Source organism: Paenochrobactrum sp. BZR 201-1 (assembly GCF_044987585.2).
Classification (GTDB): Bacteria; Pseudomonadota; Alphaproteobacteria; order Rhizobiales; family Rhizobiaceae; genus Paenochrobactrum; species Paenochrobactrum pullorum.
The window spans coordinates 35,989-52,894 of sequence record NZ_JBJDRZ020000037.1 but is presented as its reverse complement, the minus strand read 5'-3'; the positions used below and the strand labels follow the sequence as shown (position 1 = coordinate 52,894).

Annotated in this window: 17 protein-coding genes; 10 read left to right on the top strand and 7 right to left on the bottom strand. The window is 47.6% G+C overall.

Features of this window, described 5'->3' with window-relative positions:
- Window positions 1–190: 190 nt before the first annotated feature.
- The 4 genes from ACI0FR_RS15530 to ACI0FR_RS15515 all read right to left on the bottom strand — a co-directional run bounded on the left by ACI0FR_RS15530 (window position 191) and on the right by ACI0FR_RS15515 (window position 3,601).
- The gene (locus ACI0FR_RS15530) at window positions 191–886 is read right to left on the bottom strand and encodes an aspartate/glutamate racemase family protein (protein ID WP_404907045.1); all 696 of its coding nucleotides are present in this window, start codon (window positions 884–886) and stop codon (window positions 191–193) included.
- 188 nt (window positions 887–1,074) lie between these two features.
- The gene (locus ACI0FR_RS15525) at window positions 1,075–1,296 is read right to left on the bottom strand and encodes a hypothetical protein (RefSeq protein WP_404907047.1); all 222 of its coding nucleotides are present in this window, start codon (window positions 1,294–1,296) and stop codon (window positions 1,075–1,077) included.
- A 127-nt stretch (window positions 1,297–1,423) separates the two neighbouring features.
- On the bottom strand, window positions 1,424–3,001 hold the full coding sequence (locus tag ACI0FR_RS15520) for an ABC transporter substrate-binding protein (protein ID WP_404907049.1): 1,578 nt from the start codon (window positions 2,999–3,001) through the stop codon (window positions 1,424–1,426).
- A 21-nt stretch (window positions 3,002–3,022) separates the two neighbouring features.
- Window positions 3,023–3,601, bottom strand: a complete 579-nt coding sequence (locus tag ACI0FR_RS15515) for a MarR family winged helix-turn-helix transcriptional regulator (RefSeq protein ID WP_374834183.1) — start codon at window positions 3,599–3,601, stop codon at window positions 3,023–3,025.
- A 183-nt stretch (window positions 3,602–3,784) separates the two neighbouring features.
- Here ACI0FR_RS15515 and ACI0FR_RS15510 point away from each other — a divergent pair, with 183 nt between their 5' ends.
- The 4 genes from ACI0FR_RS15510 (at window position 3,785) to ACI0FR_RS15495 (ending at window position 8,125) form a co-directional block, all read left to right on the top strand.
- The gene (locus ACI0FR_RS15510) at window positions 3,785–4,492 is read left to right on the top strand and encodes a creatininase family protein (RefSeq protein WP_404907052.1); all 708 of its coding nucleotides are present in this window, start codon (window positions 3,785–3,787) and stop codon (window positions 4,490–4,492) included.
- 107 nt (window positions 4,493–4,599) lie between these two features.
- Window positions 4,600–5,574, top strand: a complete 975-nt coding sequence (locus ACI0FR_RS15505; RefSeq protein WP_374834179.1) for an ABC transporter permease — start codon at window positions 4,600–4,602, stop codon at window positions 5,572–5,574.
- A complete protein-coding gene (locus tag ACI0FR_RS15500; protein ID WP_404907054.1) occupies window positions 5,574–6,455 on the top strand; it encodes an ABC transporter permease in 882 nt (293 codons plus the stop codon). The genes ACI0FR_RS15505 and ACI0FR_RS15500 overlap by 1 nt, the downstream gene beginning before the upstream one ends.
- Window positions 6,452–8,125 carry a dipeptide ABC transporter ATP-binding protein gene (locus tag ACI0FR_RS15495; protein WP_404907056.1) on the top strand — a complete coding sequence of 558 codons (1,674 nt, stop codon included), beginning with the start codon at window positions 6,452–6,454 and terminating at the stop codon, window positions 8,123–8,125. Before ACI0FR_RS15500 ends, ACI0FR_RS15495 begins: the two co-directional genes overlap by 4 nt.
- 49 nt (window positions 8,126–8,174) lie before the next feature.
- Here the strand turns inward: ACI0FR_RS15495 and ACI0FR_RS15490 are convergent, their stop codons facing one another.
- The gene (locus ACI0FR_RS15490) at window positions 8,175–8,750 is read right to left on the bottom strand and encodes a LuxR C-terminal-related transcriptional regulator (protein WP_404907058.1); all 576 of its coding nucleotides are present in this window, start codon (window positions 8,748–8,750) and stop codon (window positions 8,175–8,177) included.
- A gap of 104 nt (window positions 8,751–8,854) precedes the next feature.
- On the opposite strand from ACI0FR_RS15490, the gene ACI0FR_RS15485 reads away from it, so the two are divergent.
- The 6 genes from ACI0FR_RS15485 to ACI0FR_RS15460 all read left to right on the top strand — a co-directional run bounded on the left by ACI0FR_RS15485 (window position 8,855) and on the right by ACI0FR_RS15460 (window position 15,463).
- A complete protein-coding gene (locus ACI0FR_RS15485) occupies window positions 8,855–10,027 on the top strand; it encodes an acetyl-CoA acetyltransferase (RefSeq protein ID WP_374834171.1) in 1,173 nt (390 codons plus the stop codon).
- Between the two features lie 11 nt (window positions 10,028–10,038).
- The gene (locus ACI0FR_RS15480) at window positions 10,039–11,556 is read left to right on the top strand and encodes a class I adenylate-forming enzyme family protein (RefSeq protein WP_404907060.1); all 1,518 of its coding nucleotides are present in this window, start codon (window positions 10,039–10,041) and stop codon (window positions 11,554–11,556) included.
- 55 nt (window positions 11,557–11,611) lie between these two features.
- The gene (gene dctP, locus ACI0FR_RS15475; RefSeq protein ID WP_374834167.1) at window positions 11,612–12,700 is read left to right on the top strand and encodes a TRAP transporter substrate-binding protein DctP; all 1,089 of its coding nucleotides are present in this window, start codon (window positions 11,612–11,614) and stop codon (window positions 12,698–12,700) included.
- Between the two features lie 67 nt (window positions 12,701–12,767).
- Window positions 12,768–13,295, top strand: coding sequence for a TRAP transporter small permease (locus tag ACI0FR_RS15470; protein WP_404907062.1), 528 nt, complete (start codon window positions 12,768–12,770; stop codon window positions 13,293–13,295).
- Between the two features lie 61 nt (window positions 13,296–13,356).
- A complete protein-coding gene (locus ACI0FR_RS15465; RefSeq protein WP_374834163.1) occupies window positions 13,357–14,667 on the top strand; it encodes a TRAP transporter large permease in 1,311 nt (436 codons plus the stop codon).
- A gap of 1 nt (window position 14,668) precedes the next feature.
- Window positions 14,669–15,463, top strand: a complete 795-nt coding sequence (locus ACI0FR_RS15460) for an SDR family NAD(P)-dependent oxidoreductase (RefSeq protein ID WP_374834161.1) — start codon at window positions 14,669–14,671, stop codon at window positions 15,461–15,463.
- A 156-nt stretch (window positions 15,464–15,619) separates the two neighbouring features.
- On the opposite strand, the gene ACI0FR_RS15455 is transcribed toward ACI0FR_RS15460, so the two are convergent.
- Both ACI0FR_RS15455 and ACI0FR_RS15450 read right to left on the bottom strand, forming a co-directional pair.
- Window positions 15,620–16,465, bottom strand: a complete 846-nt coding sequence (locus ACI0FR_RS15455; protein ID WP_404907065.1) for an alpha/beta fold hydrolase — start codon at window positions 16,463–16,465, stop codon at window positions 15,620–15,622.
- A gap of 107 nt (window positions 16,466–16,572) precedes the next feature.
- Window positions 16,573–16,884: a YjhX family toxin gene (locus tag ACI0FR_RS15450; RefSeq protein WP_404907067.1), complete on the bottom strand. Its 312-nt coding sequence runs from the start codon at window positions 16,882–16,884 to the stop codon at window positions 16,573–16,575.
- Window positions 16,885–16,906: the final 22 nt, after the last annotated feature.

The window sequence follows — 16,906 nt, the reverse complement described above, 5'->3', positions numbered from 1 at the left end:
CCTTGGTGGCTTTTAAAAACAACCACACTATCGCACAAAAGCGGATCAGGAGGCCGTCCACCACATCAAGTCCATTATATCCATCATTAATAATTCAGGAGAGCATTCAAAGTCTCTGATCAACAAGTTGAAGCTTTAGATCCATTGCCTATTCTGCACGCCACAGTATTATCTTCGTTCGTTTATCCAATCAACTCAATGCTTGCTCAACTGCCGCCTGTGCATGGATCGTAGTCGTATCGTAAACAGGTACAGGACTGTCGCTTTGCTTGATAAGCAACATAATTTCTGTACAGCCTAAAATAATCGCTTGCGCACCACGCGCCACCAAACGACCAATAATCTCTCGATAAGCCTGACGGGAGCTTTCCTTCACAATCCCCTGCACCAGCTCATCATAAATAATCTGATGCACGGATTTGCGATCTTTATCATCAGGCACCAAGACATCAAAGCCATGTTTATTGATAAGGCGTCCTTTGTAAAAGTCCTGCTCCATAGTGAAAGCGGTTCCGAGCAACCCCACTTTACTTAGACCTGCAGCCTTCATGCGCTCTGCAGTTGGGTCAGCAATATGCAAAAGAGGAATATTAATGGATGCCTGAACATCGTCCGCCATCCGGTGCATTGTATTGGTACAAATAAGAATGAAATCAGCCCCACCACGCTCCAAACGCTGCGCAGCCTGGATCATTTCTTGGGTGGCGTCATCCCAGCGCCCTGCACGTTGCAAAGCTTCAATTTCTGCAAAATCAAACGACCACATCAAGCACTGAGCGGACCGCAAACCACCAAACCGCTTTCTGACCAGTTCATTGATAATACGATAATATTCAGCTGAACTTTCCCAACTCATACCGCCAATCAGACCGATAATTTTTTGCAATGTGCCAATTCCCATTTTAATGATTTTTAACAATTATTACTTGGAAAGTTTGGCATTACTAGATAGGTTGTTTTTCTTTAAAAAAAGAGCCGGAAGGAATTATTTTTATATAATAGTGAATGCATTGGCGCATTTCACGCCATTGCATCAAGTTAAATGCGTAGTAAATTCAATTTCAAAAACATTAATTACCAGTCTAAAAAGCAAAAAAGGAGTTGCCCGAGCGCATTCCCCAATGTTGCTCCTGCATTGCCATTTTGAAATGGATTACCTGCACCCGGATTTGCGGATGGTGGCTTGGCCGCCTCTTCAATCGCAGCATCGCACCAGTTACCTGCGTTGGCCACGCCCATTCCAAATCCAGTAACAATTGTGATCGACAGCAATATAGAAGATAATGTATTACGCATAAAAATCCCTTTTTTTTAAAACAGAGACAGAATACCTTTTTCAACCAAGAATAATATTCCAGTTATGAGTTAGCTATTTAATTAAAAAATAGCCCGCTTTAAGCGGGCTATTTCAGGTTAACCCAGCTTATTGCACCGGCTTGATATTCATCGCCAGCGTGTCTTCATCCGCACGCGGTGTCAAAGTAACCTTGCCTTTTTTCATAGCCCATGCATTGAGCAGAATTGCCAGCGGCAGATCAGGACGGTCGGTCGCCACCAGATTGTTAGCCTTTTCAAGCAATGTACGACGCTCATCCGCATCCATTGCAGCAGCCGCATCTTCAATCAGCTTGTCCATTTCCGGATTGGCATAGCCGCGAACGTTGAAAGCACCCAGTGATTTTTCGGGCTCATTGGAATGCATCAATGAGGAAAGCATGTAGTTTGCCTCCCCAGTCAATGTACCCCAGCTGGCCATATAGAGTGAATATTCACCACGGGTTTTGGCAGGGTTGAACACAGCGGCAGGAACACCGTTCACCTCGGCAGTGATACCAATTGCAGCCAACATCTGAGCAATGGTCGGCCCCAATTCATTCGGCATACGGTCATTGGCATAGCTTAACGTGATCTTGAAACCATCCGGATAGCCAGCTTCAGCCAACAACTCTTTTGCCCGCTTAACATTATATTCCGGTGCCTGGATCGACTTATCATAGCCAAAGATATTTGATGTCACCAGCTGTGTTGGCACAGCAGCCATTCCTTCAAGCGCGAACTCTACAATGGTTTCACGATCAACGGCCAGATCAAAGGCCTCACGTACACGTGGGTCAAGCAATGGATTCTTATCCAGTTTCTTGCCGCTCTTATCCCAGACCATCGGACTGTTTTCACGGAAATCGAATTCCAGATAGCTGATATAAATACTTTCATGTTTGGTGACAGTAAGCGATGAATCCTGTTCTAATACCGGCACGTCAGAAGCCGGAACCTTGGAAATCAAATCTACCTGTCCTGCTTTTAACTGCGCAACACGGGCGGCATCATTAGGAATTTCCTTGCGGATGACACGATCCCAAGGTTGTTTTTCGCCCCAATAGCCATCAAAGCGTTCAACCACCAGATCCTGTGTTGGTGCCCATGAAACAAACTTATATGGGCCGGTACCAATTGTTGCTTTACCGCTATTGAAACCTTCCGCCGCTGTTTCTTGCGTTGAATAATCAGCTGCTGCTTTATGTGACGTAATAAACAAACGAATGAAATCATTTGGCAGGGTCGGCGCGGCAGAATTTGTGGTCACACGCACGGTCAGCGGATCAACAACTTCAACCTCCTTCACACGACGCACAAAAATAGTTGCCGGATTAGGACCAGTGACATGCGGAATACGCTCAATAGAGAACTTCACGTCATCAGCGGTGAAATCAGAACCATCATGGAATTTAACACCATCACGCAGCTTAAATTCCCAAGTGGTATCGTCAAGCGCCTCCCAGCTCAGCGCCAATGAAGGTTCCAGCTCCAGATTGTCACCTGAACGGATCAGCGTATCAAAGATATGTTTGGTTGCTTCAGCATTCGCAGCCGTGGCCGTGAAATGCGGATCCATTGAAGCCGGCCCCGACTTGATCGCCATAACGAGGTCGGCTGCGAAAAGCTGGCCAGCGCTAAACAGCAATGTGGAGCCAAGCATAAATGCGCGCAATGTGTGTTTCATTTTAGGTTCCCAATTTGATATTTATTCGAGATAGTCATCACATTCAGTGGCATCTGACGTGATTGTTTCCGGCCATTCGCGTGAGGCGATGACAAGTTTGGCAAGTAAATCCGAGAGCATCATGCGCTCGGCAGGACTTAATTTTTCAAGCATCAGGCGTTCGCGTTCCAGCATGGGCGCCATCTTGGCTTCCACAATGTTTCGCCCTGCATCTGTCAGACACAAGACGACGCGACGTAAATCGCTCGCATCTTCTTCACGACTCACCAGCTTCAGCTTGGTTAGTTTCTTAGTTGCACGACTAAGGGTGTTTTTTGGAAAGCCGGAGCCTGCAACAACCTCTGAAAGGGTCGTTTTATCGCGTAAAAAAAGCGAATAAAGCACCACAAATTCCGGCCGCAACAGATCGTGGTCAGTTCCGATCATCCCATAAACAGGGTTGTTGTAATGCAGTGCTAAATAATTGATCCGAAACGAAAGCCAGCACGGATTTTTCCACAATTTTGTATGCAGAATATCGCTCTCGCTAAGCCTGTCGTCACGCGCCTCGCTGCGCCCTGCCCGCCCCTCTAAAAGAGCGATCTCCACCCGCTTTTCCATCGCCCCTCCCAATATGACTTTTAGTCATTAAGTTCCATATAGAACAAGATAATGCTAGTTTATAGAATGTCAAACGTAATTTTTGTTCCAATTGGAACTTGTTTGTGTAATAAATTACGAATATGAGGTTTTAGGGAACCCGCTACAAAGACTCGGTAACCTATGGGAAGAGAGGATTTTTATATGCATATCAACGCCATGAACTGGGCTCAGGTTGAAGAGCGTGTCAAGCATGACGACCGCTGTATTTTGCCAATCGGTAGTGTCGAGCAACATGCCCGTTTGAGCCTCGGAACAGATATGATTCTGGCTGAAAAAGTGTCCCTTGATGCAGCAGAGCCACTCGGCGTTCCGGTCTTTCCAGTTGTACCTTACGGCCTTGCTTCAAGCTTTGAAGATTTTCCGGGCACAGTGTCATTCAGCTTGCGCACTTACATCGGCGTTATAGAAGATATTCTCGATAGCATTTATCGCTCCGGCTTCCGTCGCATTCTGATCGTCAACGGTCACGGCGGCAACACACCAGCTGGCACCGTTGTGTCAGAATGGCTAAACCGCAACCGTGATGCCAGCGTGAAAATGCATGATTGGTGGCGGGCACCAAAGACCATGGGAAAAGTACTCGAAATCGATAATCGTGCTTCACACGCTTCATGGATGGAAAACTTCCCTTGGACGCGCCTTGAGGGCGTCGAGCAGCCGGACCATGCAGTAGAACGCGCCGACTATGCAGGCATGGCACGTGTCGATGCCGGGCGCAAACGCGCCATGCTGGAAGCAACCGAAGGCAATTATCAGGGGCTGTTTGTTCGTCCTGATGAAGACATGCTGGCTATTTGGGATGTGGCCGTACGCGAAACCCGTTTTGAGCTGGAAAACGGCTGGCACTAATAAATTTTATCATAGTTTTCAGGCGGGTACACTTCGCCTGAAAATTAAAAGAAACAAAGCGGAAAAAATAGCAAAGCTATAGATTATCCGCTTGGGGAGCATTGCTGATGATTGCATTTATTGTCAGACGTTTGTGGCAAGCTGTCCTGATTATGCTTGTCATGTCATTATTGGTTTTTATGGGCGTTTTCGTCATCGGCAATCCGGTTGATGTGCTGATTTCGCCGGATGCAACACAGGAAATTCGTGATCGCGTTATCGCGCAATACGGCCTAGATCTACCGGTTTGGCAACAATATTTGCAATTCATGAACAATCTGTTGCATGGCGATTTAGGCCGTTCTTTTGTCTATAATATGCCGGTTGCAGAACTGATTGCATCGCGCCTGCCGGCAACTGCCGAACTGGCTCTCACCGCCGTTTTCATGGCAAGCCTGATCGGTATTCCGCTTGGTATCTACGCCGGATATAAACCAGACAGCTGGGGTTCAAAAACCATTATGGCTTTGTCCATTTTGGGCTTTTCGGTACCGACATTCTGGATCGGCCTTATGCTTATTATGGTTTTTGCAGTGCAGCTTGGTATTATGCCGGCTGGTGGTCGCGGAGAAACCGTATCAGTTTTCGGTGTACCACTAAGCTTTTTAACCTTGAATGGTCTTCATCATCTGGCACTCCCAGCTATAAATTTGTCAATGTTCAAGTTGGCATTGATGATCCGTTTGGCCGCCTCCGGCACACGTGAAATCATGCTGACAGATACAATCAAATTTGCCCGTGCTGCCGGTATTACCGAGCGAACCATTCTGCGTCGTCACGTTCTACGTTTGATTTCTATTCCCCTTGTTACCGTGTTCGGTTTGGAGCTTGGCTCGACTGTCGCCTTTGCTGTGGTGACTGAAACCATTTACTCTTGGCCGGGTTTAGGCAAACTCATCATCGACAGCATCACCTCGCTTGATCGTCCCGTTATGGTGGCTTATCTCATGCTTGTGTCACTGTTGTTTATCACGATTAATCTGATTGTGGATCTCTCTTATGCCCTGCTTGATCCGCGTATGCGTCAGGGAGGCGGTAAATAATGGCTTTGCTCAATAGCAGATCATTGCAATTCTGGTCAGAATTCAAACGCCATCCAGTGCCGCTTGTTGCTGCATTCGTAGTGATTGTGATCATCTTACTGGCTGTTTTTGCGCCTCTTATCGCACCCCAAGATCCTTACGATCTTTCAAGCCTCGTATTGCGGGATGGCAGACGCGCACCGGGCTATGTCGGCCAAGGTGGCTATGTCCATCTTTTGGGCACCGACGGTCAAGGACGTGATCTTTTCTCGGCTATTCTTTATGGATTGCGCATTTCTTTGCAAATGGGACTTTTAGCAGGTGCCATCGCTTTTACCATTGGTGCATTGGTTGGTTCCAGTGCTGCTTATATCGGCGGGCGATTTGAGAGCTTCATCATGCGCGTCATCGACTTGCAACTTTCCTTCCCAGCAGTTTTGCTGGCCTTCGTGGTTGCGGCACTGCTCGGACAAGGCAAAAGCCAGTTGATTATCGCACTTGTCTTTTCGCAATATGCCTATTTTGTCCGCACCGCTCATGGCGCGGCGGCAGCAGAGCGCAACAAAGACTATGTAGAAGCTGCCCTTTCTGTGCCGATGAGCGGTTGGTTTATCGTCACCCGTCACATCTTGCCCAACGCCTTGCCGCCCTTGATTGTGGTGGCAACGGTTCAAGTCGCATCAGCCATTTCATTGGAAGCAACCCTTTCATTCTTAGGCGTTGGCTTGCCACCGACAGAACCATCACTCGGTATGTTGATTGCCAATGGCTTCCAATATTTATTGTCCGGTCGCTACTGGATTTCGATCTATCCGGGTCTTGCACTGATTGTCCTGATCATGGCCATCAATCTTGTTGGTGATCAAATTCGTGACCAGCTGAATCCGAGGTTGAACAAATGACGACACATCTTCTTGAAGTCACCGACCTTCACACATATTTTGAAACCCGCAACGGTACAATTAAATCTGTCGATGGTGTTTCTTTCTACCTCGACCGCGGTGAAATTTTAGGTCTTGTTGGTGAATCCGGCTCCGGAAAATCCATCACCGGCTTCTCACTGATCGGCCTGATTGATAAGCCAGGTCATATTAAACAAGGCTCCATCAAGCTGGAAGGCCGCGAGCTTGTCGGTTTAAACGAGAATGATTTGCGTAAATTGCGCGGTCGTGAAATCTCGATGGTTTTCCAAGACCCTATGATGACGCTGAACCCTGTCCTGACAGTGCTTGATCAAATGACACTGGCATTGCGGGCGCATGAAACGATCTCCGATAGTCAAGCTCGCATCCGATGTGTAGAAGCGTTGCGCCGCGTACGCATTGTTGATCCCGAACACAAGGTGGATTTTTATCCGCATCAATTTTCCGGTGGGATGCGTCAGCGCGTGGCCATTGCGATTGCGCTATTGCACAATCCCAAAGTCGTGATCGCGGATGAACCCACCACAGCACTGGATGTTTCGGTACAGGCTGAAATTCTTACCGAAGTGAAAGCGCTCGTCAAAGAGCTTGGCATTTCGATGATCTGGATCAGCCATGATCTGGCAACAGTTGCCTCTATTTCGCAGCGCATTGCGGTGATGAAATCGGGTAAAATTATCGAAACTGGTCCCGCAACAGAAGTTTTGAAAGCGCCTAGCCATCCCTATACACAAGGTTTGCTGGATGCCTTGCCATCGCGTTCCAAGCCGGGGCAGATGCTTGGCAAAGCTACAGATGAAGAAATTGCTGCACTTTCGGATACAGCACGTGTAATCGTGGATGATCCAAATTATGTAACCGTCAAAAATGCCGTTAAACGTTTCGAGCGTAAGACAGATATTTGGGGAAAATTAGGGCAAAAAATCGGTGTCATAAAACCTAAAAAGCCAGTTTTGGCTGTCAACAATGTCAACTTTTCCATCGCACGCGGTGAAGCTTTAGGCTTGGTTGGAGAATCCGGCTCCGGAAAATCCACTCTTGGCCGGATGGTTTGCGGCATTTATGAGCCGACAGCTGGCGAAATCCGGCTTGCCGGTCAGCCGGTTATGTCGGATAGCGGTAACAAGCTCACCACCAAAGTGCAGATGATCTTCCAGGATCCGTTTGCGTCCCTTGATCCGCGTCGCACTGTCGGGCAATCAATCGCTGAAGGGCCGATTGCGCATGGTTTGACAACCTCTGCCAATGCTCGTGATTATGTTGCGCATTGGCTAAAGGCGGTCAGCCTTGATCCGGCTTTTGCCGATCGTTTTCCGCATCAGTTTTCCGGCGGTCAGCGTCAGCGTATCGCTATTGCACGTGCATTAGCGATGAAACCGGAAGTAATCGTTTGTGACGAACCGGTGGCCTCGCTTGATGTTTCCATTCAGGCACAAATTCTCAATTTATTATTGCGATTGCGTAAAGAGCTCAATCTGACGCTACTTTTCATCAGTCATGATCTCTCGGTTGTCCGCCACTTGTGTGACCGCATCATCGTTATGCATCACGGCAAGATTGTTGAAGAAGGGATGGCGGAAGAGCTTTTTGAGGCACCAAAGGAGCCTTATACAAAAATGCTTCTCAACGCGATACCGAAGCTGGCTTAAACCAATTCTTTCGAAAGTTAAAATGTGGCTGACATCATCAGCCACATTTTTAATGATCTCCATCACGCACAAAAATTTTAGAGATTAATTGCGCCGTATTGCTGGCATTCAATTTACGCATCACCGCTGCACGATGCACTTCTACAGTGCGATGTGAAATACCAAGCATCACGCCAATATCTTTAGACGAAGCCCCATTCACGATATGCTGCGCCACTTCGCGTTCACGCGGGGTTAAATCCGATGCCGGACTTACCTCTGCGGTCAGTCGTTCAAATGTCCAAACCATCAATTCAAACGGCTTTTCCGGTGTTAATGTGCGCCCGCGTGCGCGTGCCCAAAACACCTCGCCGCCACGATATTGCATGAAACGCTCATCGGCGTAACGAGGACGACTTTTAAGCCAGCGAAGCCAACGTTCCCCCGTTGCCTCATAGTCAAATTTTGATGGATAAAGCACACGGATTGACTGCCCGATAAGCTCTCTTTCCTGCCAGCCAAACAGTTCGGAAACTTCTTTGTTACAGGCTTTGATTTGCCGGTTACTTAAAACCAAAATCGCAATCGGTGCATTCTGAAAAGCAATTTCAGTAAGCTGTTCCGATGTTAAGTCATTGTAATTCATAATTTCCTCCTCACAAATGAAATACGTATAGTTCTACGTAGTACTACGAATAGACGAAGCCTGTCTATTTCGCTTTTCTTTAAAAGGGATGAGGAGAAGCAGTTATGGATAAGACTATTTATATCACCGGTTCTGGTCACACCAAATTTGGTAAACTGACAGAAAATCTGGAACAACTGATCGTGCAGGCCACGCGTGAGGCGCTTCATGAAGCAGCCCTTCCGGCCAGTGAAATTGATGCCGTTTATTTAGGCCATTTCAATTCCGGCCTCGTCAGCGACGGCTTTGCATCCTCTCTCATTCATCAAGCAGATCCGGCATTACGTTTTACACCGGCAGCACGTTGTGAAAATGCCTGCGCTTCCGGTGCGGCGGCCATTCATGCTGGTATTAATGCCATTTTAAGCGGCAAAGCGCGTCATGTTCTGGTGGTGGGTGCCGAGAAAATGACTCATCGCACCACCGCTGACGTCACAACCGCACTGGCTGGTGCCGGTTATCAAAATGATGCAGCAGAAGCCGCCCTCAGCTTCCCGCAGGTTTTTGGTGTTGCCGCGCGCGCTTATACCGAACGCTATGGTGATCCGCTCACTGCAATGGCACATATTGCCGCCAAAAATCATCATAATGCGATGAAAAATCCGCTGGCACAAATGCAACGCGATTTGGGCTTTGAAGCCTGCAACACTGTCAGCGATAAAAACCCGTTGATTGCCCCTCCCTTGAGGCTCACTGACTGTTCGCTTGTCACCGATGGTGCGGCGGCCATTATCTTGTCTGTTGCCGATGCGGCAGCTGATATGAAGCGCCGTGTCCGCATTGCCGCTGCCGAGCATGTCAGTGATTTTCTGCCGATGTCGAGCCGTGATTTCCTCAAATTCGAAGGCCCGCAGCTTGCAATGATGCAGGCTTATAGACAGGCAGGCGTCAGCGTATCAGACATCAATTTTGCCGAAGTACATGACTGTTTCACTATCGCCGAATTACTGACCTATGAAGCCATGGGGCTGGCAGAAGCCGGTCGCGGTGGAGACGCCATCAAAAACGGCACTGTTTTTGCAGATGGTGCACTACCGGTTAATCTTTCCGGTGGCTTGAAAGCAAAAGGCCATCCGGTCGGCGCGACCGGCGTTTCCATGCACGCGCTCGGCTTCCGCCAGTTAACACAGCAAGCTGGCGACATTCAGCGCAAGGGTGCTGAGTGGGGACTATTGTTCAATATGGGCGGCGCAGCCGTTGCCAATTACGCCACCATTCTTCATGCAGACCGCGCCTGAGTATTATTGAAATGAACATTGCATATTGGCTTTATCAAACTGCCCGTTCATGGCCAAACCGTGAAGCAATTCTCTCAGGTGATGAGTGCTTTGCAACTTATGACGCGCTCTTAACGCGCACGGCTTCATTGGCGCATTGGCTGTATCATCATCACGGCGTGATCCGTGGCGACAGAGTAGCGCTTTTTGCGCAAAACTGTCCGGAATATCTGGAAATCATGCATGCAATCTGGTGGTTGGGGGCGGTTATTGTACCCATCAACCATAAGCTTCATGCCAAAGAAGCAGCATGGATCATTGCAGATTCTGGTGCAAAAACTATCTTCACTGATACAGATTGCAGTTTTGAAGATGCGCCTTGCCTGCAAACAATCATCAAAATTGCCGGTGCTGAATATAATCAGGCTGTTTCAGCTTCACACAAAGATAAACCGGCTGATTGCGACAGCAATGAAATTGCTTGGCTGTTTTACACTTCCGGCACTACGGGACGCCCTAAAGGCGTGATGCTCAGCCATAACAATCTGATCCATATGAGCCTGTGTTACAGCCTTGATGTCGATCAGGTTTTTGGTAGTGACACGGCTTTATATGCAGCGCCCATGTCTCATGGTGCCGGCCTATATAACATGATTTTCATGCGTGCAGGCGCCCGCCACTTGATACCGGTATCCAAGGGATTTGATTCAGCTGAAATCATTAATCTGGCAAAAACCCAGAAAAATTTGGTGTTTTTTGCTGCCCCCACGATGGTGAAACGGCTGATCGCACATTCAAAGACGGTTGATTATCAAGGCGAAGGTATCCGCACCATTATTTATGGCGGCGGCCCGATGTATGCTGCCGATATTGACGAAGCACTCGATTATTTCGGTGATCGGTTTGTGCAGATTTATGGTCAGGGTGAAAGCCCGATGACCATTACCGCTTTGTCACGCGATCTGGTTAAAGATCAAAGTCATGCCAATTGGCGCTCACGACGCGCATCCGTTGGCACCGCGCAGGCATGCGTCAAAGTCGAAATTCGTGATGATAATGGCAAGTCATTACCGCATGGCTCTACCGGTGAAATTGCGGTTTTTGGTCAAACCGTCATGCAAGGCTATTGGAATAATCCTGATGCAACAGCCAGTACATTAAACAATGGCTGGCTCATGACAGGCGACCTCGGCCATTTTGATGAAGATGGTTTCTTGCATCTCACCGATCGCTCCAAAGACGTAATTATTTCCGGCGGCACCAATATTTATCCACGCGAAGTGGAAGAAACTCTGTTGCAACATCCAGATGTTTTTGAAGTCGCAGTGATTGGTGTTCCAGACCCTGAATGGGGCGAGAACATTGTGGCTTATATTGTCATGCGTGAAGACAGAGCAGCTGAAAAATCACTGCTCGATCAATGGTGCCAATCGCAGATGGCATCATTCAAGAAACCTAAAAAATATCTTTTTGTTAAAGAGTTACCCAAAAATAGCTATGGCAAGGTACTGAAAACAGAATTGCGCCAACTAGCATTAGAAAATAATTGAAAGCAGTCGGTTATGGCAGAGGAACCATAGCCAAATAATAACGGGAGGAAATACAATGGATAGACGTCATTTTCTTAAAATGTCCGCGGCTTTGGCAGGCACAGGCTTGGTGCCTTCATTGGCAAGTTCAGCATTTGCCAAAACATCGCTGAAATTCGATAGTTACATTTCAGAAACAGCTGGCCCTTCATGGGTTGATGAATGGTTTTTGAAAGAGCTGGAAACACGTACCAATGGTGAGGTTTCCATTCGCCGCTATTGGGCAGGCAGTCTCAACAAAGTGGGTGAGCACCTTGCTGCGGTCCGTGACAAAACATCTGAAATGTCGCTTATTTCTCCGGGCTATTATCAGGTTGAATTACCGGTAACCCGCGGTCTTGAATGGTATTTCCGCATGGATCGTGCCGATAGTCTGCAGCTCGTCTGCCGCGATGTTTATGAACAATTCGAGCCTCTGCGTGATGAGTGGGAAAAACGCCACCGTGCAAAAGTTCTCTATTGGACAAACTGGAACTATGCCCCGCTTGTCATGCGTAATCCGATCAATTCCATTGACGATATCAAAGGCAAGAAAATCCGTGGTTACGGTATTGCAACCGACGTGATCGAACGCCTAGGCGGCATCGCGGTGCCAATGGCTGCACCCGATGTTTATCAGGCATTGGAACGCGGTGTTCTTGATGGTGTTTACGGTTTCGACTTTGTCACCGCTGTTGCCTACAAGCTGCATGAAGTGGCTCCAAATTTCTATGATATTGGTGATGGTCCACATGCGCCCGCCACAACTGTCATGAATATAGACGTATGGAATAGTCTTTCACCTGACGTGCAAAAAGTTGCTACCGATTTGGCAGATGAACTCTACGCCGGTAAATTCACCGAAATTTACGACAAAGTGCTGCTTGATTATGTCAAAAAAGTAACCGCTGAAGGTGGAAAACTATACACATTATCCGATGAAGAAAAAGTACGTGCGAAAGCTTTGGTACAACCGGCAGAAGTGGATGCATGGGTAGAAACTGTGGCTAAGCCTGCCGGTATCGACGGTGAGGCCATGCAAAAACTTATAGATGCAGCAATCGAAAAACATGCGCCACAAGGCAAAATGCTGCGTCCATACGAAATTGCACAGTCTTTGAAATAATCAGACTGCTTTATGTCGCCGGTAATACGTTATTATTTCCGGCGACCGCTTCCGGGAGGGGATGCGGATGATTAAGCTCCATCAATTTATAAATCGATTAACCAATATTACCGGCTGGATAGCGCTCGGCTTTCTGTCCTTCATGATGTTTGGCATCACGCTTGATGTTGTGCTTCGGACTTTAACAGGAAAACCGGTGCCCGGCCTTTTCGAAATGTCGGAAATGTCGATGGTGATGGTTGTCTTCATGGGGCTTGGTTGGGCACAAAGTGATGACGCCCATATCAGAGTGACCATGCTGACGGATAAATTCAACCCGACATGGCAGCGTCTTTCAACAACGCTTGCATGGCTTTTGGCAGCGCTCGCACTCCTGATGCTGGCTTATCCCGCCACACTTGAGGCAATCTATTCTTTTTCGATCCGTGAGTTTCGCTGGGGATATTTTCAGGTTCCAATTTGGTGGACAAAAATCGCAGTAGCCATCGGCTTGTGGCTGGCAGTTGTGCAAACACTTCTCCATGCCTTACTGGTTTTGACAGGGCGCGATCCGCACCGTCAACTGCCTGCAGTCACCGCCAGTCAGCTTTTGTAAAAGCCCTGCCCGCATATTTTAAGGTCAACAATTGGTTGACTAGTCAAAACGGAATTTACCAATGGATACAACATTAGTCGCAACAATTGCGGTTACAATGATCTTTGTATTGATGGCGATTGGCACACCGGTTTTTGCAGCGCTTGCGCTCTCTGGTGCTTTAGGCATTGTCATGATTGAAGATCTGCCATTTTTGCTTAATCGCCTGAAATCATTCTCTTTTACTCAGTCGGCTTCTTATACGCTCACCGTTATTCCACTCTTTATTCTTATGGGCGCTTTTGCCCATCATGCGCAGGTCGGCAAACGCTTATTTCGTGTTGCAAATAAATGGGTCGGGCATTTACCCGGTGGTTTAGCGATGGCTGGTATTTTAACCAGTGCCGGTTTTGCCTGCACCTCTGGTTCAAGTGTTGCAACTGCTGCCACCGTTGGCGCCGTTGCCATTCCGGAAATGAAAAAGGCCGGCTATGATCCACGTCTTGCAGCCGGTAGTGTTGCCGCTGGTGGTGTTCTTGGCGTCTTGATCCCACCAAGTGTTCTGCTGATTTTCTATGCAGCATTAACCGAAGTTTCAGCCGGTAAAATGCTGATTGCAGGTTTTATTCCGGGTATTTTGACAACTGTTGTCTTTATGATCGGCATCAGCATTATCGGCCGCACCGGCATGAACCAGGCAGCACGTGTACCGGCAACACCTTGGGGTGAACGTATCCGCGGAACCGTGGAAGCGTGGCAGGTGCTGGTTCTGTTTATTGTTGTACTGGGTGGTATTTACTTAGGCATCGTCACTCCAACGGAAGCAGGAGCGATAGGTGCAATAGCCGCATTTTTGATGTTGCTTGCTCACCGCTCTGGTCATTTGCGTAGTGAATTGGTTGAAAGCTTCCGCTCAACCTCAGCCACTACCGTCATGATCCTTTTCACCATGATTGGTGCAGGTATTTTTAGTTATTTTCTAACACTTATCCAGTTACCCCATGCGATCGCCAGTTTTGTGGTCAGCAGTGATATTCCACCATATGCCGTGATTGCACTGCTGTTGTTGGTTTACATCCCGCTTGGCATGTTTCTGGATGCTTTCTCGATGATGGTGATCACGCTGCCGATCATGTTCCCGACAGTGGTTCAGCTTGGTTTTGATCCGATCTGGTTCGGTATTCTCAGCGTCAAAATGTGTGAAATCGGCCTCATCACACCCCCAGTCGGGCTCAATTGCTTTGTGATAGCTGGCATCGACCGCGAAACATCACTGTCGGATGTCTTTAAAGGATCATTTTGGTTTGTAATTATGGAGCTCTTCACAGTTGTGCTCATCTTCTTATTCCCTATCATCGTGACATGGCTACCAGACACAATGATGGGGCGCTGAAATGGATAATAATGAAATCAATGACGTAGCATTGGTGACAGGTGGAGGTTCCGGCATCGGGCGCGCCTGCGCACTTCAATTAGCTGATAGAGGTGCATCTGTCGTTGTCGCCGATCTCAATCAGGAAGGCATTGACGAAACAGTTGCCCTTATTCATGCACAAGGCCAAAAAGCGCTTGGTATCAAGCTTGATGTTTCCGACCCGCAATCAGTCGAGAATGCATTCACGCAAACCGCCCATTGGCGTGGCAGTTGCCATATTCTGGTTAATTGCGCCGGAATTTTAGTGGTACAGCCGCTTCTTGATTTTCCGCTTGATGCATGGAACCGCTTAATGGCTATAAACCTGACGGGCACATTTTTATGTTCGCAACGTGCAGCCCGTGACATGGTCAAGAAGCGCTATGGCCGCATCATTAATATGGCATCGATTAGCGGTAGCCGCGCAGGTGTGGGGCGCGTGGCCTATGGCACTTCAAAAGCCGCCATTTCCGGCCTCACACGCCAGTTTGCTCTGGAACTTGGCGCTTATGGAATCACAGCCAACGCAATTGCACCGGGCGCTATTGTGACTGCGATGACAGAAGCTGCTTATACGGATGAAACAAGAGCAAAATTGCTACCAATGATCCCTTCCGGTCATTTGGGAGAAGTAGATGATATTGCCGCAGCTGTTTGTTATCTGGCGTCCCCTCAAGCCAAATACGTCAATGGTCATATTCTTGCTGTCGATGGTGGTTATCTGGCTTCCGGTATGACACAAACTGGAAGTCTTGAGTTAAAATCAGCGAATTGATTAAGCTTAAAATCAAGCATAAAAAGGGGAGCATTTCCCCTTTTATGACCAATTTTTAATAAGAGATAGTTTTCAAAGCATTTTTATCACTTGTCAAAGAGCAAATTACTTACTTTTATAATGAAGGAGAGCATGACAAAGCAAACTTCTCAAATATTAATATTTTCCCGCCGCTAACTGCATCAATATCTCACGCGACTGTGTCCATAAAACTGCACTTCCGCTGCTTTCAATTTGATTAAGTTTAACGCAAGGAAGCCGCTTGCTCAGTGTCTCGCCAAAATCCGGAGAGTGCACAGGACTGGTATCAGCCAGACCATACCATAATTGCACCGGACAATTAATTTCCTCAAGTTTAAATGGCCATGGTGCCATTGCCAAAATAGTATCACGGGCATAACCCGCTGCACCTTGAACAAAACCAGCATCGAGTGCAGCGCGATAATGCGGAGCGAAATCTCCTTGTGTATAATAAGCACGGTCTTGCTCGGCGCTCATAGTTTCAATCATCTGCCAGAGCCATTCAGCAGTCGCAAATTGTGCAATTTCTGTTTCCAATGCCAATTTATCAGAGTTTGCACGTTCGACCATCACAGCAACAGAATCCGGCAATTGCTTTATAACTGCAGGATGAGACAATTCATCCTGCCCTGAAACAATCGTGAGCGCTTCAACAAGATTGACTGCCGCCAATGCATAAGCAAAAACTGCACCTTGTGAAAAGCCTATGGCAAGCGGTGCTTCCGCCTCTAAATGATTGAGCAATTGCTCAATATCTTGTGTCCAGCTTGCAAGGGTTTTCTGCGGATCAGCATCTGAACCACCCAATCCTGCACGATCAACAGAGATCATTCTTAAATTGAGTTCTTCTGCATCTCGCTCACCAAAAACGAAACGACCGGCCATTCCGGCGCCCGGGCAAAAAATGACAACACGGCCATCAACTGCGCCCCACTCATGCCATACCAATTGACGATTATCTGCCAGTTTCAATGAGTTCATTGTTAAAAGACCAATATGTTAAAGACTAAAAAACGCTGCTTGCACTTTGTTTTGGCGAAAGCGCAAGCAGTTTTTAGCAGAAAAAGCAGATATGAGCGAGATTGAGCTCACTTCTTCGCCTGTTGTCGGGAAGTTTGCAGGCTAACTATGCCATCACGAGAGATGTAATAGTCACTGCCTTGTGTTGAGCGGATCAATTTTTTGGCTCGTAAATTGATGAATTGTGGCAAACCGACACCATCCATAAACCAGCCTTCACGTGTAATAAAATCGGCATCGATCACTTTATTACGTTCATCTTTTTCCAACACAACCCTGCCGCCACGTGACAGCATTTCGAGCACCTTGGGCTCCAATTTTGATATATTCATCATATCACCCAAACACCTGTTTTTTAAAAAAATATATGCAGGTGCCATTTGAAAAATGCAGAGATGCAGA